14 protein-coding genes are annotated in these 26,420 nt (G+C 41.6%); 1 reads left to right on the top strand and 13 read right to left on the bottom strand.

What is annotated here, in order from left to right:
• Nucleotides 1–124 precede the first annotated feature (124 nt).
• The 6 genes from RM049_RS19840 to RM049_RS19865 form a co-directional block, all read right to left on the bottom strand.
• Complete coding sequence (locus RM049_RS19840) at nucleotides 125–1,540, bottom strand: right-handed parallel beta-helix repeat-containing protein (protein WP_322705366.1); 1,416 nt, start codon at nucleotides 1,538–1,540, stop codon at nucleotides 125–127.
• Between the two features lie 104 nt (nucleotides 1,541–1,644).
• Complete coding sequence (locus tag RM049_RS19845; RefSeq protein WP_322673522.1) at nucleotides 1,645–2,274, bottom strand: precorrin-8X methylmutase; 630 nt, start codon at nucleotides 2,272–2,274, stop codon at nucleotides 1,645–1,647.
• Nucleotides 2,275–2,383: 109 nt separating this feature from the next.
• Nucleotides 2,384–3,193 carry a TPM domain-containing protein gene (locus RM049_RS19850; RefSeq protein ID WP_322705367.1) on the bottom strand — a complete coding sequence of 270 codons (810 nt, stop codon included), beginning with the start codon at nucleotides 3,191–3,193 and terminating at the stop codon, nucleotides 2,384–2,386.
• A gap of 349 nt (nucleotides 3,194–3,542) precedes the next feature.
• Nucleotides 3,543–4,082, bottom strand: coding sequence for a DUF948 domain-containing protein (locus tag RM049_RS19855; RefSeq protein ID WP_322673524.1), 540 nt, complete (start codon nucleotides 4,080–4,082; stop codon nucleotides 3,543–3,545).
• Between the two features lie 11 nt (nucleotides 4,083–4,093).
• Nucleotides 4,094–4,444, bottom strand: a complete 351-nt coding sequence (locus RM049_RS19860) for a YtxH domain-containing protein (protein ID WP_099101749.1) — start codon at nucleotides 4,442–4,444, stop codon at nucleotides 4,094–4,096.
• 324 nt (nucleotides 4,445–4,768) lie between these two features.
• Nucleotides 4,769–5,104, bottom strand: coding sequence for a hypothetical protein (locus RM049_RS19865; protein WP_322673525.1), 336 nt, complete (start codon nucleotides 5,102–5,104; stop codon nucleotides 4,769–4,771).
• A gap of 781 nt (nucleotides 5,105–5,885) precedes the next feature.
• On the opposite strand from RM049_RS19865, the gene RM049_RS19870 reads away from it, so the two are divergent.
• Nucleotides 5,886–6,878: a metal ABC transporter solute-binding protein, Zn/Mn family gene (locus tag RM049_RS19870; protein ID WP_322705368.1), complete on the top strand. Its 993-nt coding sequence runs from the start codon at nucleotides 5,886–5,888 to the stop codon at nucleotides 6,876–6,878.
• 162 nt (nucleotides 6,879–7,040) lie between these two features.
• On the opposite strand, the gene RM049_RS19875 is transcribed toward RM049_RS19870, so the two are convergent.
• From RM049_RS19875 to RM049_RS19905, 7 genes are all read right to left on the bottom strand, one after another.
• The gene (locus tag RM049_RS19875; protein WP_322683199.1) at nucleotides 7,041–7,538 is read right to left on the bottom strand and encodes a DUF427 domain-containing protein; all 498 of its coding nucleotides are present in this window, start codon (nucleotides 7,536–7,538) and stop codon (nucleotides 7,041–7,043) included.
• A gap of 109 nt (nucleotides 7,539–7,647) precedes the next feature.
• Nucleotides 7,648–9,231 carry an HlyD family efflux transporter periplasmic adaptor subunit gene (locus RM049_RS19880; protein WP_322705369.1) on the bottom strand — a complete coding sequence of 528 codons (1,584 nt, stop codon included), beginning with the start codon at nucleotides 9,229–9,231 and terminating at the stop codon, nucleotides 7,648–7,650.
• 87 nt (nucleotides 9,232–9,318) lie between these two features.
• Nucleotides 9,319–12,330 (bottom strand): peptidase domain-containing ABC transporter, encoded by a 3,012-nt coding sequence (locus RM049_RS19885; RefSeq protein ID WP_322705370.1) that lies wholly within the window; start codon nucleotides 12,328–12,330, stop codon nucleotides 9,319–9,321.
• Nucleotides 12,331–13,140: 810 nt separating this feature from the next.
• Nucleotides 13,141–15,606: a putative Ig domain-containing protein gene (locus RM049_RS19890; protein ID WP_322705371.1), complete on the bottom strand. Its 2,466-nt coding sequence runs from the start codon at nucleotides 15,604–15,606 to the stop codon at nucleotides 13,141–13,143.
• Nucleotides 15,607–16,140: 534 nt separating this feature from the next.
• Nucleotides 16,141–18,579, bottom strand: coding sequence for a beta-propeller fold lactonase family protein (locus RM049_RS19895; protein ID WP_322705372.1), 2,439 nt, complete (start codon nucleotides 18,577–18,579; stop codon nucleotides 16,141–16,143).
• 268 nt (nucleotides 18,580–18,847) lie between these two features.
• Nucleotides 18,848–23,146 (bottom strand): amino acid adenylation domain-containing protein, encoded by a 4,299-nt coding sequence (locus RM049_RS19900; RefSeq protein WP_322705373.1) that lies wholly within the window; start codon nucleotides 23,144–23,146, stop codon nucleotides 18,848–18,850.
• Complete coding sequence (locus tag RM049_RS19905; RefSeq protein ID WP_322705374.1) at nucleotides 23,143–26,409, bottom strand: amino acid adenylation domain-containing protein; 3,267 nt, start codon at nucleotides 26,407–26,409, stop codon at nucleotides 23,143–23,145. The genes RM049_RS19900 and RM049_RS19905 overlap by 4 nt, the downstream gene beginning before the upstream one ends.
• Between the last annotated feature and the right edge of the window lie 11 nt (nucleotides 26,410–26,420).

Genomic DNA, 26,420 nt, shown 5'->3' on the forward strand with positions numbered 1-26,420 from the left:
TTACGAGATTACGAGCTAAATATCGCCAATATCTCGGCAGGTTGCTCTCAACCGCAAAAATTCTCAATGGTTGTCCAAGAGGTTAGAGCATTTAAATTCGGGATAAATCTTTCCTGCCTGATTGCTAACGAGAGCATCCCACTTTGATGAGTTTTCCTTGCAAGCGATAAGTCACTGTCCCACAGGCAAAACCTGCCGACTTAGATTCTACATAAGGCCGTGTCGGCGGATTTTGTCTATCTAACCGCGATTTCCAATTGCCAGATATTTTTTTTAGAGTGGGATACTTGCTTAAAAATTGTGAGCCTGCAACAATATCGTGAGGCCCTTTAACATTTATTTTAGAGCTATTCATGTAAATATTATAATCATAAACAACGTTTTTATTTTTAGTCTTATTATTAATATTTTTTCCAGGGAAAGCATAAAGAATGTTCCTAAGAATTCTGACATCAGATGATGTATAAGCAAATATTTGCCCGCCATTAAGTTCTGGACTTTGATTATTTAAAACAGCTGTGTTATTTACAATATCAACATGCTCGCTTAAAAATGCATGAATACCCGACCCACCATTATTAAATGCAAGATTATTTTGAACTAAAGTGTATCCTTTATATGCATCCAATTTGGAGTTATTTTGATCGTTTCTAGAACTATCGATAATAATACCATTACCGTCTGTGATCTTTCCGACTGCAATCCAAGGGATGTACATACGATTGTTGTAGGTTTTGTTGTTAGTAACAAACATCTTGTATCCCCGCTTATTGTCAGAGTTCCAACTATTCAAAATTGAAATGCCACTGTTACCATAAACGCTATACCAGGCATTATCAAACACTTCGTTATTATTTATTGTTACATAATCCGATTGAATAGCGGAAATACCTGCTCCTCCACACTTATGTACTTTGTTGTTGACAATACGTATATGGTGACTATGACCATTTGTTCGTCCATCCACACTGATGCAGTTTCCATTTGTTAGCGGGTTTTGTTTGTTAGTCTTCTGACTCATCGCATAATCAAGGGTTATATTGGCATTATTTCCTATTACCTCCAGCCCATTTATCTCGATATATGAAGCTCCATTTGAAATCGAGATACCGTTCCATGTATTGTGCTGAATTTTTGGGAAATGAGCGGGATATGCTTTATACTTAATCCATGCATTTGCAGTTCCAGAACGTCTAATACTTACTGCACTACCAGCTTTTCTTAAATTTGTGTACACTCCGTTCATAATCAATACTGTATCGCCAGGGTTAGTCAGATTTGCTGCCTTTTGAATTGTTCTAAAGGCGGATGAAATAGAGAGTCCGCTATTTGTGTCATTTCCAGCACCACTAACATAGTATGTTTTTGGAGTTGCGCTAGTGCTAATTAGCTGACGGTTAGATAGAATAATTTCCTTATTAGTAGATACCTGACGAACGTTTTTAACTAAAGATACTTTTATTCCTTCTCCATCAGCCAAAAGACTTAATACTACAGGAATTGTAAGATATGCACTTAAATTGAAACCTTGAATTACCACAAGAAAAGGCTCCTTGAACGGCACGACTTCAGAAAAATATCAGGATATTCAATGATTGATGAATACTCTTTTGGATACAAAATATAATAATAGAGTCGACTTTTCTAGCTCCCCCGATTTCCATCTTGTCCATAGGCTTGCCAAGCTAAGTCTACCAACCCATCAACGATCGCAGCTGCTACAACTGCATTTCCTTTGCGGCCGTCAATTATAATGTGAGGTACTAGAGAGTCTTGTAAACGCTCCTTAGCTTCATCAACATTTACAAATCCCACTGGAGTTGCGATCGTTAAAGCAGGTCTAATTTCCTCAAGTTCAATTAAATCCAGCAGTGCAGTCAGGGCCGTTTGTGCTTGACCCACCACAAAAATTCCCTCTGGATAACGCTTTGCTAAGGTTTCTATTCCCCATGCTGCGCGAGTCTTTTCTTTTTGAGGGCGTGTGAGAGCTTCCATGCTGCAATACACTGGATTCGCAAAGGTATTTTGAATATCGTAGGCAATACCTACTTGTACCATCGGGACATCTACCACAATCGTGGTACGTGCGGCTAGCGCTGCTGCTCCAGCTTGCAAGGCACGCTCAGAAAAGCGAATCAAAGACTTATACTCAAAGTCAGCCGTGGCGTAGATTACCCGACGCACAATCTCATACTCTGCGGGTGAAAAGACATGATCGCCAATTTCACTATCAATGATTGCTAAACTTTGAGCATCAGTTACGTGCCATTCCATTTTTGTTGAGCTTCTCAAATATTAGCTTTCAGCTTATCAGCTTCAGAGAGTTAAGAGTTAGGAGTTAAGAGTTATAAGTTAATTAAACTACTCATTCCTAACTACTCACTCATAACTCATTACTAGAAGAAGACCGGCTGAAAATAGGAGATAGGTAGGCAACCAAGACGCCAATGAGAAACCCAGAGATATTGCGAACTAAAGGCAACCAGTCGCTTGTACGTGTCACAACTGGCCCAATGCCGAAGGCAATAAACAAGATTCCCCATAAAGGTGAGAAAATTAAAGCCCATTGCCAAGCAAAAACTTGTCCTTTTTGGCGGGGTTGAGCTGCAAATCCACAAATCACCCCACCAATAATTGAGGTAATCAAGGTGAGAATCCACTGCTCTCGTGGTAATCCGGGGACAACATTGCAACCCCCTTTGAGCAAACAGCCTTTAACGGATTCTAAGGCTTGTAGAATGGCTTGGTCTTCGCCTTCTTCGCGGACAAAATACAAATTACCGAAACGAGTTTGCAGTTCTATCCAAAAAGTCCGAGGTAAAAGTTTATAAACAGCATCGCCAACGCTAAAACTGAGGATGTTACCGCCGCGAGAATCGGCAACGAGTAGAATACTTTTGTCATCCAAACCCCAATATTTTATAACTGCCCTGCCTGGGGTGCGGTCATATTGGGTTAAGACTCGCAATTTCCAGCCCGTGTCGGCTTCAAACTGCTCTAAATCTTTGACAAGCTTTTCTTCTTGCAGTACAGGCAGAGATTTAGCTAAATCTACAACTGGGGTAAAGGTGTTAGGAAGTAACTCAGGATTGTCATAAGCCAATGCTGGGGGAGAATGCATCACCCAAATTGACCCAGCCAGGAAAAATACTGCAATAGATACTAGAATTCGTCGCCAAAAACAAGATTGCATGGACGTTTTTATACAAATATTAACGGTAAAAGCGAACAAGTTGTTTTAAAACAGTACTAGAAAAATGATAGTCCTTTACACTTGTTTACTTTACTCTAATCTAGGGGATCAAAGCAAAAGGTTTTTGAGTATTGGGCATGGGGCAGGAAACGTAGATTCGGTTAACCGTTCGCGTAGTGTCCCTGTAGGGAAGCGCAACTCAACAAAACAATGTCAATGTTGGGTTGAGGAACAAAACCCAACCTACAATTAAGTCTAATTTGGGGTTTGAAAACACGCTCTAGGGACTAGGAAAAAGTTTTCAAATACCAATGCCCAATGCCCAATGCCCTATGTCCTAAGTCCTAATTCAATCTTCGTCATCAAAATTGTTTTCCCAGCTAGTGGCATCGTTATAACCGTCATTAGCGCGGTACACTTCTGCTTTGATTCGGCGATTTTCTTGCCTCAACACTTCTCGTTCTCGCAACGTTAGAGGTGGTTTTTCATTGGTTGGTAAGCGATCGCTCGTCCGCCTTACGGGTTTTTGGCGCGTGAAGTTTTTCCAAGCAGCTTTCGCGCCAATAAAAATGCTGCGCGTACCTACTTGCAGATTTTGAGCCTGTTTTCTTGCAGTATCAAGACTTTGGTCAACTTGCTTCGCGACTTGACTAGCACTTTTTACGCCCTCACTGACATCATCAGTTAAGTCAGTGATTTCTAAGCCAGTTACGCGGATAGCTTCTAAAGTGGGTGGTAACTCCCGCGAGAGAGTATCAAATAGCTTTTCTGCACTGCGAGCCGCGCGTGCTAACTCCTGCAAAGCCGGTATCGCCGCCACTAAAACCGCAGTCAAGCTTGTAGCGACTAAAAGTAAGGAAAGTCCCAACCAAAACAGGGGTTCAATCACGGTTATGTCATTTATGAGCGTTCTAATGGCTGGGGAAGCGAATCTGAGTCTTCAACAGATGTTTGTCGCTTCAAGACTTGGCTTTCTCGCTGGCTGGCATCTACACCTGCTGCGATCGCTTCCCGTAATCGATCTAAAGTCTCATCCCAGTTTCGCAGTGCACTAGCAGAGAGACGATCTGCCTGAATTTGCACACTCATTGATAAATCTTCTGCCAATTCTGGGATAGCATTAGCAGATTTTTTCAAAATTTTACGCGTTTCGCGCCCTGTGCGTGGAGCCACGAGTAAACCAGTCAAAGCACCGATTGTAGCTCCCAGCATCAAACCGCCAAAAAATACTCCAGAACGGTTATTAGACATGTTATTGTTTCTCTCCTTACACCCATTTTAGGTGGGTTTTCTCTCCTTGTAAGACTCAACCGATTTTATTCAGTTAATCTATGGTGACAAAATATCAGCCAGAAATGTTGCTTTTATTCATTAATATCAAAACTATTAATTACTTATAATTTAAAACTCCACGCCACTTGCGGGATGGAGTTTTTGGGCATGGGGCATGGGGAAGAGTCTTCAATGCCCAATGCCCAATGCCCCAAGCGGCGGGGCGGCTATCCCTCTCCACGCCACTTGCGGGATAGAGTTTCCCGCCGCTTTCAATAAATGTTCGTGTGAACCTGACATAACTCATTTTGCAACTGTTCTTTTCCGAGATATTAACTCTAGTTTCAGAAAATAACGCTGCCAGATTTGCCGTCCTAGCAAAAGTAGACTGATAATTTGCCGCACTTGTTGAATTTGTATTTGTAGTGCTTGATTTCTCTGCCGTAAGTTATAAATATTCTGTTGGCTGAGATAAATATTTTCGGGTGCTTTATTCAGTGCTGCATTGGTACAACTTTCATAGGCGGTTAACCTATCTGCTATATATGCTAACTGCTGCTTAAGTTGCCACACCCGCCAAGCCACATAGAGTAGTACCAGTGAAATCAGGGTGTTAATTATGACAACTAAAATTACCATTGTTTATCTTGACCAATATTAGCTTTGAGGAATTGTTCTATATACTTGATTTCGCTCTTATTTAATGATGAAGAAACTAGAGGATAAAATTGATGGCACAAAGTACATCCTGAATTCTGGCAATAAAAAGTAATTAGATAATGCTCTAAGCGATATTGAAAGACTTGACTACGTGAAAATTAGTGTAACAAAGGCTGATAGCTAAAAAATCGCCAATTTGCCAATTTTGTAACAATGATATGTCCACACCTCGCAAAACCACAGCTACAATTGCCTTAGATTCACAACTCGGTTTGCGAAATCAACCCGTATGCTCCATAAGCCCCATCATTACTACTTCCCACTCCTTAACCTGATAATCCTAGTCAATTTGCGAGCTTTGTGGGATGTAAGCACAATGGTATAGACCCTTCAACAGATGGTGAGAGAACTACACTACACTCCTTGGAGACTCCCCAGCATTGCCTTTATTATTGTGCTCCTACCTTTACCAGTTTTCCAGTCTGTCGTGTGCAGTTAACTAATATTTTGCCTGTAAAAACCTCACTAGTGGCTCGCCAACCAAAAATTGCTGGGTGTGGACTTGGGAAACAGATAAAACAGATAAGTGATAGAGGAGAAAGTCTCTTAATTCCTCTTCCCTTAACCTTTACCCCTTTCTTTGCCGAAGGCTTCCCCCTCAGCCCTTAATCTCTTCCCCGCTGAAGACTTTCCCTTGGTATTTTACTAATACTTTACCAATAATGATTATCTTTTTTTACACATCCAGTAGGAGTTGAGGATGTCAAAAAAATCACCATTGAATAATTTCTTCCCAACTATTCTTGCTGCTTTGACAATTGGATTTGTTGGGTGTGGAAATCAAGCTGTAAGAACTACATTCACTCAGACTAACACGCAGGTCAATGAAAATCTTCCCCAAGTTGTAGCGACTACAAGCGTACTGTGTGACTTAACCAGGCAGGTTGCTGGAAATACAGTTAACCTCACCTGCTTAATTTCCCCTTCTACCAACCCCCAATTTTATAAACCAAAACCGGAAGATCGTAAAGCCATTGAACAAGCTAATCTTATTCTTTATAATGGTTACAATTTGGAACCAAATCTGATCGAGTTAATTAAAGCGACTAAAAACCCTACACCAAAAATAGCCGTCGCTCAACTGGCAGTACCTAAGCCACAAAAATTTCAGGCAGGTGGTAAGAATATAACCGATCCTCATGTTTGGCACAATACCAAAAATGCTATCAGAATGGTGGAGGTAATTAATAGTAATTTGAGAAAATTACAATCTAGTGATGCAGAGGCTTATAGCAGTAATACTAAAAAAATTACCAATGAACTTACTCAACTAGATAGCTGGATTAACTCAAGAATTGCCAGTATTCCTACCAAAGAACGTAAGTTGGTTACAACCTCTGATGCACTGAGTTATTACGCCAAAGCATACCGTATTTCATTGACAGGAGGATTGCAAAGTATTAGTACTAAAGAAAAGCTGACAACCGAACGAGTCAATAAGTTAGCTACAAACATCAAACGGGCTAAAGTATCAACAATTTTTGCTGAAGTGGAAATTAATCCTAATTTGATTCAATCTGTAACCACAGAAGCTGAAGTGAACATTTCTGACAGAAAGCTGTACGCTGAGGGACTTGGTGAACCAGGAAGCGACGCAGACACTTATCAGAAAATGATGATTGCCAATACACGCACAATTGTGGAAGGATTAGGAGGCACGTATTTGATGTTTGAAAGAAAAGCTTCTAGGTAGCCAGAACATCAATTTAGTAATCCGAAAAACTCAGTTTATTAGTAGTAAGTTGGGTTGAACTGCCGTTCAACCCAACCTACATTGATAGATTTTATTATTTAAAATTTAAAATCGTTAGACTGAACCTTACGACAAGTCCAAAATCCAAAATCCAAAATTGACTCACCATCCCCAAGTACCAGGAGCGCCTTTAAATGGCCCAACAATATCACTGGTTATCCAACCGCCATAGAAGTTACCTGGTTGTGGTTGAACCTCTTCGTCATTAACGTAGCATTTATCCATTAAATGAGCATAAAAAGCTACATAGTCCTTCATAGATTCAAAGGCTGGTGTGGGTTTGGGGTAGAACCAGGCAGCATTATGGACTTCTTTATCCCCAACTCGGATTGTGTAGTAACTAGCACTTCCTTTCCACTCACAAAAGCTAGATTGTGGAGTCATCTGTAGATATTCCATTTTGATATCCGCTGGGGGAATGTAGTAAGAAGGAGGATGACTGGTTTCTAAAACACGTTTGGCGCTGTGAGTATCTACAATTACTACTCCGTTAAAGATTATTTGGATATGTTTGGTTGTGTCCTCCAAAAGAGGAGGACGGGGATAATCCCAAACTGATTCTTGTCCGGGAGCGGGTTCGATGCGTTGAGAATTAACCATCATCAAGAGTATTGAGTGCTGAGAGAGGAAAAATTACTTAGTACTAATGTACTTAGTAAAGCAGCAACTCTCCTTGTGAAGTCACTGCGATTTTTTAACTTAACCCTCTTCATCGTACCTGTTTAAGAGCATCAACTTGCTTGGTAAACATTTCAGTGAATAAACTAAGCACAGTCCGTTCTTCGCGCACTTTTATATTGGCACTGATAGACATACCTGATTGCAAGTTAACTTTTTTATCCTTAATCACTAGGGATTGTTTATCTAATGAGACTTTTGCCGGAAACCTGTAAAACTGATGGGTTTGGTCTGGCGGTAATGCGTCTGAAGCTATCTCAGTCACTTTTCCCTTAATATCGCCAAACTCGCTGTAAGGAAAGGAGTCAATTCTGACATCTACTTTCATACCTTTTCGCACAAATCCAATATCTTTGTTAGTGATAAAAACTTCAGCAATATAGTTTTCTTTGGGGACAATTTGCAACAGTTTTGTAGTTGGAGTTGCGACAAATCCAGGATTTTTTGCTTGCAAATCGAAAATTGTTCCAGCTACAGGTGCGCGGAGTTCTTGATATTTAACGTTTAACTGTGATTGAGATATTTTACTATTGACATCTGCCAAACGCTGCTCATTTTCCAGCACAACTTTCATGAATTGGCTATCGATTGTAGCAATCTGCTGTTTGTTCTGGGCTATCTTATCCAAAATGTTTTTATCAGAAACAGCCACCGTATTGCTTAACTCTTGTTGTCCTTTTTCTATATCAAACTGGAGGCGTTTTAGTTCTTCACCTAGTTGCGCTACTTCTGCCGTGCGGTTTTGAACTTCTTGTTGCTGATTGAGATACTGAAGTTGAGAAATTCCACCTTCTTCTGCTAATATCTTCAGCTTATTTAAAATCCCCTCTTGAATGGCTAAACTTGATTTACTATCTTCTAGCTTAATTTGATTTTGAATCAGTTGTTTTTTGGTCTTTTCTACTTCTAATCGCGCTGCGGAAGACCGAGAGTCTAATTCTTGTTTGGCAACTCGTAGAAGTTGTTGTTCATCAATCCCTACTCTAGAATCTTGACCAGAATTTTTTAATTGAGTGCGGAATAATTCATTTTCTGCTACTAATGCTGCCCGACTTTTCAACAGAAAAGCTGTTTCTTGTGGCAAGTTACTGCGCAAATATAACAGTTCCGAGCCATTGGCCGTGCTTGCATTCATCAATCGCCGATAAATCTGGTTTTCTTTCATTAATGCAAGGCGAATTTTATTCAAAGAATTTAATTCGGCAACAGAGGCTATGGAATCAAAAGTTAGCAGTAAATCACCTGGCTTCACTTCTTGTCCATCTTTTACATTAACTGTTTTCACCACTCCACTCACAGGAGCTTGAACTTCTTTGACTGTTCCTTGGGGTTTTAATTGCCCGGTTGCTGGCACTACTTGCTCAATTTTTGCAAAATAAGTCCAACCAATACCAAAGCAGGCTAGCCCCACTAGTGTAATCATGATTGTACGCGACCAAATGGGAGATTGGCGCAAGACAATAGATTGCTCAAATTCCAGATTGTTTAAGCTAGTTAAAGACTCTTGAGCAGCTTTTTGTTGTTTTGTCAGTATCTGTGAATCGTGCTTCACTCCATTTTTGTGATTGCCGTTTTTGTGATTGCCGTTGAGGTGATTCCCATTAAGTTGAGTCATAACGATTTTGGGTTTTGGATTTTGAATTTTTTGTAGGTTGGGCAATGTTTCCCGATGCCAAAAACCTTTGCCCTCAAGAATGACTAATTACAAGTTTACATCTTGTTGCTGATACAGGTAATAATAATGACCCTTAGTAGCCATTAATTCTTGATGGCTACCTTGTTCTATAACTCTGCTATTATCCATCACAACAATCATATCTGCATTACTGACAGTATTCAGTCGGTGGGTAATAAAAAATACTGTATCGCCTTTGAATGCTTTGGCTAAATTGAGACATATTTGCCGTTCTGTGGGATAATCTAATGCGCTAGTTGCTTCGTCTAAAACTAATAATTTTGGTCGTTGTAAAACTGAACGAGCGATCGCAATTCTTTGTCGTTGTCCACCTGAAAGTGCAGAACCCCGTTCTCCCACCCGTGTGTTGTAACCGTTGGGTAAGTTCATGATAAACTCGTGGGCGCACGCAACCTGAGCCGCTTCGATAATTTCTTCGGTTGTGGCATCGGGATTGGTTAGGGCAATATTTTCTTGAACGCTGCCGTCAAACAATAATGTCTCTTGAGGAACTACACCAATTTGTCGTCGCAACGAATAAAGTTCCACTTTGGCGATATCATAACCATCAATCAAAATTCTGCCGGACTCCGTTTCGTAAAGTCTCAGCAGTAATTTCATCATCGTACTTTTACCAGACCCACTTTGCCCGACAATGCCGATAAATTTACCTGGCTCAAATTCCAGGTTGACGTTAGAAAGTTGTAGAGGGCCGCTTGTGCCAAACCGGAAGGAAACATTTTCATATTTCACTGCTCCCTTAATCGTAGGTAAGGGTATATTGTAGCGGTCTGTTTCTCCTTCTTGTGGGGTATCGACAATATCGCTCAAACGCTCTAAGGACAAGGCTGTTTCTTGGAAGCTTTGCCAGAGTTGAGCTAAACGTAATATTGGGCTGGTGACGTAACCCGATATAATCCTAAAGGCAATTAATTCGCCTAAAGTTAATTCTTGTTGCAGTACTAAATAAGCTCCTACCCACAAAACTAGTAAGCTGCTGAGTTTGTTGAGAAAGTTGCTGGTAGAGTTAGCGAGGGTAGAAGTCACAACTGTTTTAAAACCAGCAGCGACAAATCGGGCGTAACGCTCTTGCCAGGAAAAGCGCGATCGCAATTCGATATTTTGCGCTTTTACTGTTTGAATTCCTGACATCACCTCCACTAAATAAGATTGAGTTTCGGCGTTGCGTTCGGCTTTACCACGTAACTGTCTGCTAATGGTGGGAGAAGCAACTAAAGTGATAATCACAAATATTGGAATTGTGCTTAAGCCTACTAAGGTGAGTTGCCAACTGTAAATCAGCATTACACCGATATAGACCAGCGAAAACAAAGCATCTAATCCGACTGTTAAAGCAGTACCAGTCAAGAATTGGCGGATATTTTCTAGTTCGTTGATGCGAGTGGAAAGTTCACCCACCGGTCGGCGTTCAAAGTAGCGCAGTGGTAAACGTAGTAAGTGGTCAATAATTTGCGACCCTAAACCCATATCGATCCGGTTAGTGGTATCGACAAATAAGTAGGTTCGTAAGGTAGTCAATACTGCTTCAAATAGCCCGACTACTAATAGCAAAACCCCCAAAATATGTAGTGTACCAATACTATTTTGAGTGATAACTTTGTCGATAATTAACTGAACGACTAAAGGATTTGCCAACGCTGCCAACTGCACGAAAAAGGAAGCGATAAAGACCTCTATTAGGACTCGACGGTGCTTTGACAAGTAGGGCAGAAACCACCGTAAACTAAAACGTTCTTGGGGTGTTTGGTTGGTAGCAGTCAGCAGTAATACCCGAACTTTGGGCGGAAAGTCAGTTGGATCGACATCTAATTGTTCAACCAATTGAGCGGGTTTGCAGCGCACAATTCCTTTGGATGGAACACCCACAACCACGGTATTGGCATCTACTTCATATAAAACGGCAAAATTATCACCGTAGCGAATCAGCGCTGGTGTCGGAATGCGTGTGACTGAAGCGACTGGTAACTCTATCAACTGCGCCTTCAGTCCGATTAACTCTGCCAGGTAAGCAGTAACTTGAAACGATATAGTCCCCTGACGTTTGATTTGCTCAGTTAAGATGCGGCGAACCACCTCTCGACGAAACGGCATTTCTAGGTGCTTCGCGATCATTTGGAAGCAGGCGAAGGCTGAATTTAGTTCTCCTTTACCGCCAAAAAATGGGTATTTTTGTTTTGACGCATTCTTTGAGTTTTGGGGGGCTGGTTGTGGAACTATTTCGTCTGATGCGTAGGGAATAATATCTAGGTCGTCAGCGCTATCTCTATCTACTCTAGTTTCAGTTATTGCAAGTTCTATCTCATGACTATCTTCTAAGATCAAATCTGACGGATGTATACCAAGCAAGCGTGCGGGGTTTTGACCGATGACCTGAATTTTGTCTCTGTCATCGTCTGGTTCTAGGCGATCGCCAGGTGAAAAATTCGTGACTGTACCACCGCCACTCACAAACCAAACGCTTTTGCTATCCAGTTGGTTAAATGGAGTTTTTCCTGAAGGTAGATAATATATTTTCGCTTGGGGTAAGGCTTTTTCTGCCAATTCTCTGAAATTTAAAGTGGCGATCGCTTGTTTTTGCCAATAGGAAGCGAGAATATCGAAAACTTCTACCAAATAAATGCGGTTCTTGCGAGCTTCGGCAAAAGCTGGGTATGAAGCCAGAAAGCTAAAATATGCCGATGCACTCAAGGTTAAACATACTACTTCGGTAGAAGCGATCGCTGTTTCACAGGCGACATCGCGTAACAAACCAATTTCACCGATAATTTCCCCCGGTTGCAGTAATTTTAGGGTGATTGGCAATTGCGTCTGGGGATCGTATCCCAACAGCCGCACTTGTCCCTCATAAATGATGGTGATGTTTTCCGGGAGACTTTCTTTACCGATGATTTTCTGGCCTATGCGATAGCGCCAGGCTTGCAGTTGTTCTGATAGATTAGCGATCGCTCCATCTGGCAATTTCTCAAACCCTTCTAGGGTGGTGAGAAATTCGGGAAAAGTGTTCTTAATATAAGTCATATAAAACAAGTTAAAGTGAGGAATTAAGTCGAAAATATTAGGGAGTATCTCTTTTACTAACAGTGGCAGTGTTTGGTTTTATGCCAGCAGTGACAAGACTTCTGTGGAATTCAGGTGTTTAAATGTGTAAAAGCACAGAGGGCAAGTTCGTCTAATTGCAGACCTGTATTTATATCACACGGGGACGATTGTTATGCGTTTTTCAAAATAAAGCATACTATAAATAGATCGAGGACAAGTTATCACTTGGTTAACGCTACATAATTTATACAAATAAAATCAATCTTTATTGCAACTATGCAAGATGGATACTTATCATCAAATCAAAATACATAAACGTGGTTGTTAAATTTAGCGCTGTATATTTCACTTTATGATAGTCAACATGAAAATATCACAGATGCTTTTCTAAGTAAATACCCTAATTAAGAATTATGTAATAAAAAAAACTTTAAATTTCTGAATTATTTTTTACAAATTCTCGAATACAGGGATTGACAATATCATTTATGGCGAAAAAACAGGAGTTTTCCTTGTTAAACATCACCTATACCTAATTATGAAATAATTCTCCATCACTTTTTTGCTAGCTTAATTTAATAAAAATTAACTTGAAAAGTAAAGCGGAAGATTTTTTCACCCTAGAGGAATCAACTATTAAATTTATGAAGGAAAGACAATAACTGCCTTCAGTAAATTTACTAGTTTAATTAATAGCGAGTCCATTTAATCACCACGCATAAAATAACCTCATCCCGGTTACAGCATGAGGTTGTTTAATTTTTCTAAGTAATTAACTCGCCTTCGATACTAGGCAAGATTGGCACTCAAATTGACCTGCACAATCACATCGTTGTAATCTTTGTCACCACCATTTGGTAAATCCTCAAAACCAAAGGTGTTATTTCCCAATAGTCGAATGTGATCTACCTTATCTGAATTAGCACCTAAAAATGTGAAGTAAACATTCTTATTGCCATTGCCACTGAGAATCGTATCAGGTGTGCCATCCACAATAATAAATGGTGCAAACAAAGAATTCGGATCAAAAGTGCCAGTGTAATTTGCACTGCCTTGGTTGCCTACCGTCAAGTCAATGCCTGCAACACGCCCACGCACAGCAGCTTCGGCGTAGCCAGCCTGGCCAACGAGAATATCTGCCGTGCCATCGCCATTGGTGTCAATACCACCATTTTCATCAGCCACCTGATAAAAGCCGACAAAGTTATTGTAAGATGCCTCTCTGTTGACTTGAAACTCAGCTGTTACCGATTGTGTCACACTCCGTAAATCAATCAGTTCGCCTTGATATTCGCCTTGCAGACCAGTACCTAAAGATACCTCTTGATTGGTTGGCTGAATATCCACTACCAAATTCTGAAAATTAAGAGAAAATCCTTGAGCTTCTATGTTGTTATTTGTACCTGAGGAAAAAAGCACACTTGAGAAGGGGGTTTTTCCAGACACTACAGCTTGAGTAGTACTGTTGGATACTAGATAAAATCTGAGTTTAGTATCAGAGTTGAATTCTAATATGTTTTTCAGGTCGGCGGGATTAAAACCATTAGGCAAATTGGCAAGAGTGGAGAAAACTACCTTTGAACGCAAAAGAGCCGCTTGTGTATAGCCTTCTGCACCAGGGGCTATGCCGTTAATCCTACCTTCTTCATCGTCAACAGTAAATACATTTAGTTCATTCACCTCTTTAGAGGTGTTGTTTTTAATCTTGACTGAGAGTTTTGCTTTATCATCTTTAATGTTCAGCTTAGTCTTGACACTAAAGATATCGCCTGTAATTGTCACTAGAGGAGTATCGTCAGCAACCGTAAGTTGAAACACATCACTGGCTTCCTCTCCAGCAATATCCTTAGCTGTGATTTTGATATTCAAACTACCTACGTCCTCATTCTCAGGAGTACCACTGAAGGTAAAGGTAGTAGGATTGAAGTTCAACCAAGTGGGTAGTAGCTCATCATTTTCCAGGGTTGCAGTGTAGGTGAGGATGTCTCCAACATCCGCATCAGTAAAGGTGTCAGCTGGGACAGTAAAGTTAAAGAGTGTGTCTTCAGTGACTTGCTGATCTGCAATTTCTTTTACTAAGACTGGAGGATCGTTGACATTATTAATCGTGATTTTAAACACATCACTGGCTTGCTCTCCTGCAAAATCTTGAGCGGTAACTTTGATGTTTATACTACCTACGTCTTGATTTTCAGGAGTGCCACTGAAAGTCCTGGTAGCAGCATCGAACTTCAACCCTGTCGGCAAAGGCGTATCGTCGGGCAGAGTTGCAGTGTAGGTAAGGGTATCTCCGACATTTGGGTCAGTGAAAGTGTCATCTGGTACAGTGAAGGTGAAGAGAATACCTTGAGTGGCTTGTTGGTCTACGATCGCCTTGGACAAGACTGGAGGAGTATCAACAGTAAGTTTAAACACATCACTGGCTGTTTCTCCACCAACATCCTTAGCGGTAACTTTGATGTTTAGACTACCTACGTCCCCATTATCGGGAGTACCACTGAAAGTCTTGGTAGCAGCATCGAACTTCAACCCTGTCGGCAAAGGCGTATCGTTGTCCAGAGTTGCAGTGTAGGTAAGGCTATCTCCGACATCTGGATCGGTGAAAATGTCATCTGGTACAGCGAAGCTGAAGAGAATACCTGGGGTGGCTTTTTGGTCTGCGATCGCCTTGGACAAGACTGGAGCAGTTAGTACTGAAGCGTAAACTGCCATTACTTCTGGCTGAAATGCCAGAGTTGGAACAATTGTCCCCGTAGAAACTTCCAGTTCCCAGTCACCACCTAATGCAGTACTCCCCGTTAAGTTATCAGACGCCGCTACTACTGCACCTGTCAATTCACTCAGACGTTGTACAAATGCTTTACCTTGCTCTGTTTGCCCGACTTCGCAACCATACAACAGCAGTTGTGCATCTGCACTCAAAACATTTGCCCAGTCCATGAGTTGCCGAGCATAATGGTTAAGGGTTTGGTAGCTGAGTTGACTGTTCCCCAGATAAACTTGCCCTGGTGCGCCGTGAGAAACAATGTGTAGGCTGTTGATTTCCCGATGAGTTCCCAGCACTTGGCTAATTTGTTCAATGCCATTCTGGTCAGGGTCTAAGACTACAACAGAGGTATTCGGCAATACACCTGCTACTAGACATTGGTAGTTCTCAACCTGTGGGTCTATGAAAACTAGGTGAGTAGCAGGTATTTGCTCATAAAAGTCTTGAGTTGGCTCTTTTGCGATCGCCATCGAGATGGTGTCTGACATAATTACTCTTATTAATTAATAGTTTTTTCGTTGCAGCCGTTGTGTGCTATATCCTGGAAATCACGTAGAAGCAGGATTTTTTTGGCATAGCCAAGGAGTCAATTATTAAACTGATATAAGAATCATATTTGATATCTGAACAAGATTTTAGATAAAATCCTGATAAAATCGGCTTTTCAGTCTCAGGATGTTTTCAAAAATTAAATTGGAATCCTAATATAAATATAAAAAGCTAATGGTAAACTTCAGTAAATATACTGCCTAAACTTTCGGCTCGATATTACCATACCATCAATAATAATAAATGGCGCAAACAGAGAATCAGCTTTGAAAGTCCCGGTGTAATTAACTGTCTTTTGGTTATTCACCGTCAAAAAATGCCTGTAACACGCTGATGCACAGGTTTAGGAGCAAAGGTTTTATTGGCGATCGCATTACATATATGAGTCCATGTAATCGCTATACAAAAAAGAACCTCACCCCGCAACCGGGATGAGGTTGTATTATTTTTCTAAGTAATTACTCGCCTTCGCTCTAGGCAAGATTGACACTCAAATTGATCTGCACAATCATATCGTTGTAATCTTTATCACCACCATTGGCTAAATCTTCAAAACCAAAGGTGTTATTTCCCAACAGTCGAATGTGATCTAGCTTATCTGAGTTAGCACCCAAAAATGAGAAGTAAATCTTTGGATCGTTATTGGCATTATTATCGAGAAACTTTTCCGCTTTACCATTGATAATAATAAAAGGTGCAAATAGCGAATCAGTTCCAAAAGTGCTGGTAGATGTTGCCGAACCTTGATTGCTCACCGTCAAGTCAACGCCTGTAACACGCCCACGTACAGCGGCTTCGGCATAACCTGCTTGTCCAACGAGAATATCTGCTTTACCATCGCTATTGGTGTCAATGCCACCATTCTCATCAGCCACCTGATAAAAACCGACAAAGTTATTCAATGCAGCTTCTCTATAAACCTTAAAGTCAGCCTTTACCGATTGTCCTACACCCCGTAAATCAATCAGTTCGCCTTCCTTTTTGCCTTGCAAATTTGTACCCAAAGATATTTCTTGATTTGTTGCCTGAACCGTTACAGCGAAATCTTGGAAGTTGAGAGAAAACCCTTCCTCTTGTGTGTTGGTATTTGTGGCTGAGGAAAAAACGACACTTGAAAAAGAGGCTTTTCCAGACAGTACAGCCTGAGTAGTACTGTTGGATACGCTATAGAATCGGAGTTTGGTATCAGAGTCAAATTCTAAGACGTTATTCACATCGTCATGCTTGAAACCCTTGGGCATATTAGCAAGGGAGAAGAAAATCACCTTGGAGCGTAAAAGAGCAGCTTTTGTATAGCCTTCTGCACCAGGAGCTATGCCATCAATCTTACCTTCATCATCATCAACATTAAATACACACAGTTCATTCACCTGTTTAAAAGTGCTGGTTTTAATTTTGATGGAGATTTTTGCTTTATTGCCTTTAGTCTTCAGCTTAGTCTTGACACTAAAGATATCGCCTGTAATTAATGTGAATAGAGTAGTAGGAGTATTTTTATCGGCAACTCCAAGTGTAAATATATCACTAGCTTCCTCTCCAGCAATATCTTTAGCAGTGACTTTGATGTTTAGATTACCTACATCCTTTTTTGTCGGAGTCCCACTGAAGGTAAGGGTAGCAGGATCGAACTTTAACCAAGTAGGCAGTAGGTCATCATTTTCTAGAGTTGCAGTGTAAGTCAGGGTATCTTCAACATCTGCATCGCTAAAGGTGTCAACTGGAAGGGTGAAATTGAAGACACTATCTTCGGTGGTTTCTTGGTCAAGAATTTCATTTGCCACCTCTGGCGCATGATTGAAAGGCGTACTAAACAGCGCCACCGCCGAGTCATCATATCCAGCAGTATAAAGGTATTTGCCATCGGAGCTGAGAGTTACAGAAGCCGCACCACCAAGTCCATCAACACCATCTGTATCATCTTTTTGAACTTCAACAAAACTTAGTTTGCCTGTGGTTGTATCCCGTTCAAACACAGCTACAGCCGAATCATCATATCCAGCAGCATAGAGGTATTTTCCATCGGGGCTGACTGTGACAGAATAGATACCACCAAGCCCATCGACACTACTGATACCATCTTTTTGAACTTCCACAAAACTCAGTTTGCCTGTGGTTGTATCCCGCTCAAACACAGCTACAGCCGAGTCATCATATCCAGCAGCATAGAGGAATTTTCCATCGGGGCTGACTGTGAGGGATTCAGCACCAGCAAGTCCATCGACACCATTTGTATCATCTTGTTGAACTTCTACAAAACTCAGCGCGCCTGTGGTTGTATCCCGCTCAAACACAGCTACAGCCGAGTCATCATATCCAGCAGCATAGAGGAATTTTCCATCGGGGCTGACTGTGAGGGATTCAGCACCAGCAAGTCCATCGACACCATTTGTATCATCTTGTTGAACTTCTACAAAACTCAGCGCGCCTGTGGTTGTATCCCGCTCAAACACAGCTACAGCCGAGTCATCATATCCAGCAGCATAGAGGAATTTTCCATCGGGGCTGACTGTGAGGGATTCAGCACCAGCAAGTCCATCGACACCATTTGTATCATCTTGTTGAACTTCTACAAAACTCAGCGCGCCTGTGGTTGTATCCCGCTCAAACACAGCTACAGCCGAGTCATCATATCCAGCAGCATAGAGGAATTTTCCATCGGGGCTGACGGTGAGGGATTTAGCACCACCAAGCCCATCGACACCATTTGTATTATCTTTTTGAACTTCCACAAAACTTAGTTTGCCTGTGGTTGTATCCCGCTCAAATACTGCTACAGCCGAGCCACTATATCCAGATGCATAGAGGAATTTTCCATCGGGGGTGACGGTGAGGGATTTAGCACCAGCAAGCCCATCGACACCATTTGTATTATCTTTTTGAACTTCTACAAAATTCAGGATTTTCTGCGTCATATTTCCCTTGAGATTGCAAAATAGTTTGTAAAAGTAATATTCTTTTCTAGTAAAAGAGAAGAATGTACTATATAGCTTATTGTCTGATTTTTATTCAAGCCCCAGTAGATATACTAAGTATTTTCCAGATTATGACTGATGTCAGGGCTTGAGTGGCGATTGAATTTATACATATATAGTTAAAGTTATTCCCCACAAATAAAACAACCCCATCCCGGAAGCGAGATGAGGTTGAAAGTTATAACTATTTCTGCAAATTAGATGAATTTTAGATGTCTACAATAGCTCGATCTATACAAGCCCTCATCTTTTCAGCTAGAGTTCGGGCATGGGGTTCTCTAAAAATAGAGTCGTGGTTTCCTGGGACATTTTGAATATCCAAATCTCCTAAGACCATTTCACTCCAACCCATTTTGGGGTCAACCTCCCGTTTTTCCAATGCATTGCGCTCATCTGCTCGGAATACAGTGACTCGACCTGGATAAGCTTTTAGAACGTATTCTCTGGCTGCCTGTTTATTGGCCTCTTCGATTGTTAATTTCCGGTAGTTATAAGGTACAGTCCGCCAGATTCTTAAGGAAAATTTAAAGATAAATTTTCGGAACTTCTCTTGAAGTTTATACTTCAGCCAAGAACTTTTATTCCTTATTTGCTCAAGTACGTAATTAGTCCCAAGTTTTGTCAGGTTGTCCCAATGCTGAGAAACTCGCTTTTCTAATGGCGCTTGTTTAATATAATTTGGGCCAGTGGTATCAAATAAAGCTAACAAAGCTACTTTTTGACCTTGTTTTACGAGTTGTTGAGCCATTTCCCAAGCTACTAGTCCGCCAAAGGAGGAGCCACCCAAAAAATAAGGGCCTTCAGGTTGAATAGTTTGTATTTCTTTGATGTAATGAGCCGCCATTTGTGCAAGCTTGGTAAAGGGAGCTTCTTTGCCGTTTAATCCTCGTGCTTGTAGTGCATAAAATGGCTGATTTTCACCTAAATGAAGTGATAAATCTCGATAATAGAGAACACTTAAACCAATTGCATGGATGCAAAACAGAGGTGGCTTAGAACCGTTGGGCTGCATTGGTACTAGTGATGACCAAGGCATCGATTTTTCTGAGTTGTTACTAGTACTACTCTCAACCTGATTATGGCTTTCTGGCAAAAACCCTTGCTGGCGAATAAAATTAGTTAATTGCTCAATGGTTGAATATTGCAAGAGAATAGCTAAGGGCAGATTTAGTTCAAATGTCTTTTCAATCTGAGAAAACAGGTGTACTGCAAGTAGTGAGTTTCCACCCAAATCAAAAAAGTTGTCTTTTATGCCAATGGGATGAATACCTAAAAGGTTTTCCCAAATTTTGGTTAACTGAAGTTGTAATGGATCTTCTGCTGTGGCAAATATTTTTTCTATTTTAGAATTAGTTAGATTCAGCGCAGATAAGGCTTTGCGATTGACTTGGTTATTAGCATTCAATGGCAGAGAATCAACTATGAAAAAGGCAGAAGGCAACAAATGTTCAGGTAACTTTTGCTGGAGAAAACTCAGCAGTTGCTCACTCCCAAAAGTCTCTCCTTGTTTGGGGACAACATAAGCAACTAAAATTTTATCCCCAAGAACATCTTCTTTAGCAATCACTACAGTTTTTTGTACGCCTGGATATTGATCCAAAATTGTTTCAATTTCAGCTAACTCAATGCGAAAGCCGCGAATTTTTACCTGATTGTCTAAGCGCCCTAAAAACTCAATGTTGCCGTTACTTAAGTAGCGTCCTAAGTCACCAGTTCTGTAAAGGTATGCTCCAGATTCGCTGCTAAAGGGATTGGGGATAAATTTCTCAGATGTTAATTCAGGACGATTAAAGTAGCCTTGGGTAACACCGATACCGCTGATGTAGATTTCACCAGTTACACCAATAGGGAGGAGTTGCGATCGCCGATCGAGGATGTAGATTTGAGTATTGGCGATCGCTTTTCCTATGGGAATTTCTGACCTAGTGTTACTGGCTTCGGTGGCAGTTTCCGGATCGTAAACCGTGGCTGTTAAAGTTGTTTCTAGCGCTCCATAAGCATTCAGCCAGCGTACTTGCTTGCCAACTTTTTCTACCCAAGTTAGATAAGCATGGCGTGAGACTTTTTCACCACCAACCATAACTAAGCGCAAGCTGGCTGGCAAAGTTTGGGGAAATACAGATGGCTTTTTAATTAACTCATACCAAAAAGCAGTAGGTAAATTGACAACGCTAATCTGTTGTTGAGCAATAAATGGGAAAAACTGCGTCGTCGAGTTTTGTAGCTCTTGAGGCTGGAGAATTGTGGTAGCACCAGTAATCCAACTGGGAAAAAGTGATTCAATGAAAGTATCGTAGCTGATACTAGGTATGAGTAGTAGGCGATCGCTCTGAGTCAACTCCCAAGTTTCGCTAATTGCCAAACTGTGGGTGACAAGATTATCGTGGGTAATAGCTATACCGTTGGGTTTTCCATTGCAGCCGGACACATACATTACACAGGCGAGAGTCCGATCTGTGCCATAACTTTCTGGATTTTCAGTTACGTGTACAGCAATCACTTCCCAATCACTATCCAAACAGATAGCTTGTGCTTGATGCTCAGAGAGCTTCTTAACTAATGAGCTTTGGGTTAACACCAAAGATATTTGGGCATCTTCTAAAATGACAGTCAGACCATCTTGCCCAGATGTTGGAGCGATCGGTACGTAAGTTCCACCGACTTTCAAAATACCCAACAGCCCCACAATCATCTCCAGGGAAGGCTCTAGATAAAGACCGATGAGTACCCCTGATTCTACGCCTAGAGTTTGCAAATAGTAGGCTAGTTGATTTGCCCGTTGGTTAAGTTCTTGATAAGTTAATTGCTGATTTTTAAAACTGACTGCAATATTATTTGGAGTTCTTTTAGCTTGAGTTTCAAACCACTTATGGATACAAGTATGCTGGGGATAATCAGCTTGTTTGCTATTCCACTCAACTAACAATTGATGTTGTTCAGGCGCTGTCAACAGGGGTAATTCAGCAATCGGGCGATCGGGATTAGCAACAATACCTTCGAGTAAAGTTTTGAAGTGTCCCAACATCCGCTCTATGGTACTGGCATCAAACATCTCGGCATTGTAATCAAATACCATGCCTAGACCATTATCCTGTTCTCGCAAGACCAATGTCAGATCGTATTTGGTCTTGCCATGATAGATGTAGCCAAATAAAGAAGTGATAGTCAAATCAGGTAGTTGCACTGATGCCATGCCACGACCATTCGACCAAGGAGGATTGAGGGAGAATTTTACCTGGAACAGGGGCGAACTATTGCGACTTCGCTGTTCTGGTTTAAGTTCTTCAATTAGCTTTTCAAAGGGTAGGTCTTGATGGGTATAAGCCTCTAAGCAATCCTTACGCACTCGGTCTAATAATTCTCGGAAAGTTGGGTTGCCTGCAAAGTTACTTCGCAGTACAAGAGTATTAGAAAAAAATCCAATCAGCCCCTCGGTTTCAACTTGTCCTCGACCTGCACTTGCAAAGTTAATTAGTAGGTCTTCTTGTCCAGAATAACGGTAGAGCAATAGCTCAAATGCTGCCAGTAGAGTCATGAACAGGGTGACACCCCATTTTTGACTCAGGTCTGTCAGAGTATGGTTCAGCGCCTTTGATAGCAGCAGGGCCGCGCGATCGCCTCGATAGGTTTGCACTCCTTGAGGACGGGGGCGATCGTAAGGTAACTCAATGATGGGTAAATTGCCTTCTAGCTTTTGCTTCCAGTAATTTACCTGTGACTCTAAAACCTCTCCCTGGAGCCATTGATATTGCCAATTGGTAAAATCAGCATACTGTACTGGTAAGGGAGTTAAAGGAGAAACCTGACCTGCTGATAATGCTTTATAGATGGTAATCAGGTCTTGATAGAACAGATCGGATGAAGCACCATCACAAACTATGCAGTGCATATTCCAAATTAGCAGATGTTCGCGATCGCTTAATCGCAGCAGTAACACCCGCAAAATTGGCCCATTGCCTAAATCAAAAGGTTGATGAGCTTCTTTAGTTGCCAGTAGATGAGCTTCCGCTTCTCGTTGTTCATCTGGTACTTGCCGCAAGTCAATTATTGGCAATGTCAAGGAAACATCGGTGGCGATGACTTGAGTGGGCTTTCCATTCACTGCTGGAAAAGTTGTCCGCAGAACTTCATGGCGACGGACGACTTCTCTTAAACTTTCCTCTAAGACAGCAACATTAAGGTTCCCCGTAAAACGCACGACAACTGGCATATTATTTGAGGAACTATCAGGTTCAAACTGATGGAGGAACCATATCCGTTGCTGACCAAAGGAAAGCGGCAAGTTGCCATTCCGTTCACAAGCGACAATTGGGGGAATTTGTGAACTGGCGGCTGTGTTAATTTGTCGGAGAAAGTTGATGATTTCGGCTTTTTGAGTTTTTAACTCGGTTAGCAATTCTGGTGTGAGACTATCTTTTGCCGCCCGATAGCGTAAGCGTTCGCCCTCTAGCCAAAGTTTGACATCGCGCTGACGCAGCTCAGATAGTAGTTCATCTAATGTTTTCATAGCTCACCTTCCTCGTAATCATCAGCTGTTTCACTCTCAGCAGCCTGAACACCTTGGGTTGCCCAACGCAGAGTTTCTACTCGTTCAGCCAAATCCGCTACCGTTGGTAATTCAAATAAATTGGACATCAAAATTTCTGCTTGCAAAGCTTGGCGAACTCGAGAAACCACTTGAATTCCTAGTAGAGAATATCCACCTAATTCAAAAAAGTTGTCGTTAATCCCAACCTGCTTGACATTAAGAACTTGTGCCCAGATATCTGCAATCTGCTGTTCAATGGGAGTGCGAGGCGCTACATAATTTGCCTCCAGTTCCGGGCGGGAAGCATCAGGCTGTGGCAATGCCTTGCGATCGACTTTGCCATTGGGGGTTAACGGCATCGCTTCTAGTGCCATAAAGATTGTTGGCACCATAAAGTCAGGAAGTTGTTGTTTCAATAATCGACGCAATTGCGAAATTACTTCCAAGCTATCTTGACCAGTTTCGGCAACAATATAACCGACTAAACTAGTCTCATTAGAAATGTCTTCTCGAACAATTACAAGAGCTTCTTTTACTCCTGGATGTTGTAGGAGTGCGGTTTCAATTTCACCCAATTCTATGCGGAAACCACGCACTTTTACCTGATAGTCGATACGACCCAAGTATTCAATATGTCCATCTGGTAAATAGCGAGCCAAATCCCCAGTTTTGTATAAGCGCGATTCAGGATTTGAACTGAAGGGATTAGAAATAAATCTTTCAGCAGTCAGTTCGGGACGATTTAGATATCCCCTTGCTAATCCTTCGCCACCAATATACAACTCACCTGATATACCAATGGGAACGGGTTGTAAATGGGAGTCTAAAATGTAGATTTGGGTATTAGCTAGAGGGCAACCAATGCCTATTGCTTTATTTGCCGTTGTCACCTTGTAGCCTGTTGACCAAATCGTTGTTTCTGTTGGCCCGTAAAGGTTCCACAGACAAGCTCCCTTCGGTAATAATTGATTGGCGAGGTCTTTAGGTAAGGCTTCACCTGTGGAAATCATCTTGAGTTGAGGACTACCTTGCCATCCGGCTGCCAGTAGTAGCCGCCAAGTAACTGGTGTCGGTTGCATAAAGGTTGCCCCGGAGGTGGTTAGCGCTTTTAACAGTTGTGTCCCGTCAGCCGCAACTTCACGGCTTACCAATACCAACTTCGCACCTACAGACAGGGGTAGAAAAATTTCTGAAACGGCAATATCAAAGGATAGGCTAGTAACAGAGAGGAGAGTATCTTCAGCAATTAAACCGGGTTCTTGAGCGATCGCATTCAGAAGATTAACAGCACTCTGATGTTGAATTTGAACGCCTTTCGGTTGACCTGTCGAGCCAGATGTATAGATGACGTAGGCTAAGTTATTGGAAGTGACGTTATGTGTTGGGCTATCTAACCCATAATTTATAGATTGCCAGTTGCTATCAAGGCAAACAATCTCTGCTTGATGGTTTGGTAGCCCCGACTTTAGCTTCTCTTGCGTTAGTAGCACTGACACCTGAGCATCTTGCAGCATGAAAGCTAAACGTTCTTGAGGATAAGCATAATCTAATGGTACGTATGCTCCTCCGGCTTTGAGAATGCCTAAAACTCCTACAACCATTTCCAAGCTGCGCTCGACACACAGACCAACCAGAACTTCTGATCCGACTCCTAAGCTTTGGAGATAATGGGCTAGCTGATTGGCTCGCTGATTCAGTTGGCGGTAGCTAATTTGTTCATTTTCAAAAACTACAGCGATCGCATCTGGAGTCTTCTCGACTTGAGCTTCAAACAGCTGGTGAATGCAGATATCTTGGGGATAAGCTGTTTGAGTATTGTTCCATGTTGCTAATAACTGTTGCTCAACTGCTGGCAAAATTGGCAATTTAGCAATAATTTGATTAGGGTTAGCAACTATACCAAATAACAAAGTTTCAAACTCTGCCATCCGGCGGCGGATAGTATCAGCGTCAAATAAATTAGTGTTGTACTGGCATTCCAGAATAAGTTCACCATGCGATTCCGTAGCATTGATAAACAGTTCAAAATTCTCGAATGCACGGGGATTGGAGAAAAATTCTACCTCTAAATCGATAAAGGGAAGTCGATCGCTGTCTAAAGCTTGGTCGACATTAAATATAATTGGTACTAAGGGAATGCGGCTAGAATCCCGTGGCAATACTAATTTTTTTACCAGACTACCAAAAGTAAATTGTTGATGATCGTAAGCATCTAAGACAGCCGATCGCCGCGTTTGCAAGTAATCGCTGAACGATTTTTCGCCATTAATCTGGCTACGCAAGGGTAGTAAATTTACACAGTGACCTACAAGATTATATTGCCCTAAAGCAGCTTGTCCGGCGGCTGGAATACCTACAACTAAATCGTTTTGTCCTGTTAGACGGTGCAGCCAGACCTCGAATCCTCCCAGGATCGTAGTCATAAAGCTACAACCGAGTTTTGTTCCTAGTTGTTTCAGGTTGGCAACTAATTCGGAATTTAAATGCCAATCTTCGCGGGCGGCGTTAAAGGTTCTGAGTGGGGGACGGGGGCGATCGCTAGGGAAATCGAGTACAGGTACAGAGTCAGCGAATTGTTGTAACCAGTATTTTTCTGTGGCGATCGCTTCTGGACTATCCGCCTCTTCTTCCTGCAAAATCGCATATTCACTTAAGTAGTCTGGTTCTTCTAATTCAGGAACAATACCCTGTTGCAAGCCAGAATAAAGTTTACCCAAATCTGGCATCAGCACCGCCCAAGACCAACCATCACAAATAATATGATGGGCTGTCAAAATAGCTAGATGCTCCTGCGGCTGCAATTTGACAATTTTTGCCCGAAATAGAGGGCCATGTTCCAAATCAAAAGGTTGCTCTACCTCTTGTCGCAAGATACTAGCTAATTTTTCCTGTTGTTCCTGTGATTCTACGTTAGACAGTTCAATAATAGGAATTTCAATTTGCCGAGAAGCAACAATGCAGAGTGTATTGCCATCGGTGCTAAAAGTTGTCCGTAGTGCTTCATGACGTTGTACTAACTTTTCCACCGCAGATTGGAAAAGTTTGACATCAAGTTCGCCTTTTAGTCGCAGAGATTGAGACTCATTATAAGCACAATTAGCAGCATCGCCCATTTGCACAGAAGCCCAAATTTCTTTTTGTGATTCTGTGGCGGGGGCGGTTAGAAGTAATTCTCCATCTGCAAATGGATCAAAATCAACCGCAGTTAATGTCGATTGGTAATCTACAGGTGATAAGGTCATAAAACTCTATT

Origin of the sequence: Nostoc sp. DedQUE04 (assembly GCF_034530995.1) — a bacterium.
Classification (GTDB): Bacteria; Cyanobacteriota; Cyanobacteriia; order Cyanobacteriales; family Nostocaceae; genus Nostoc.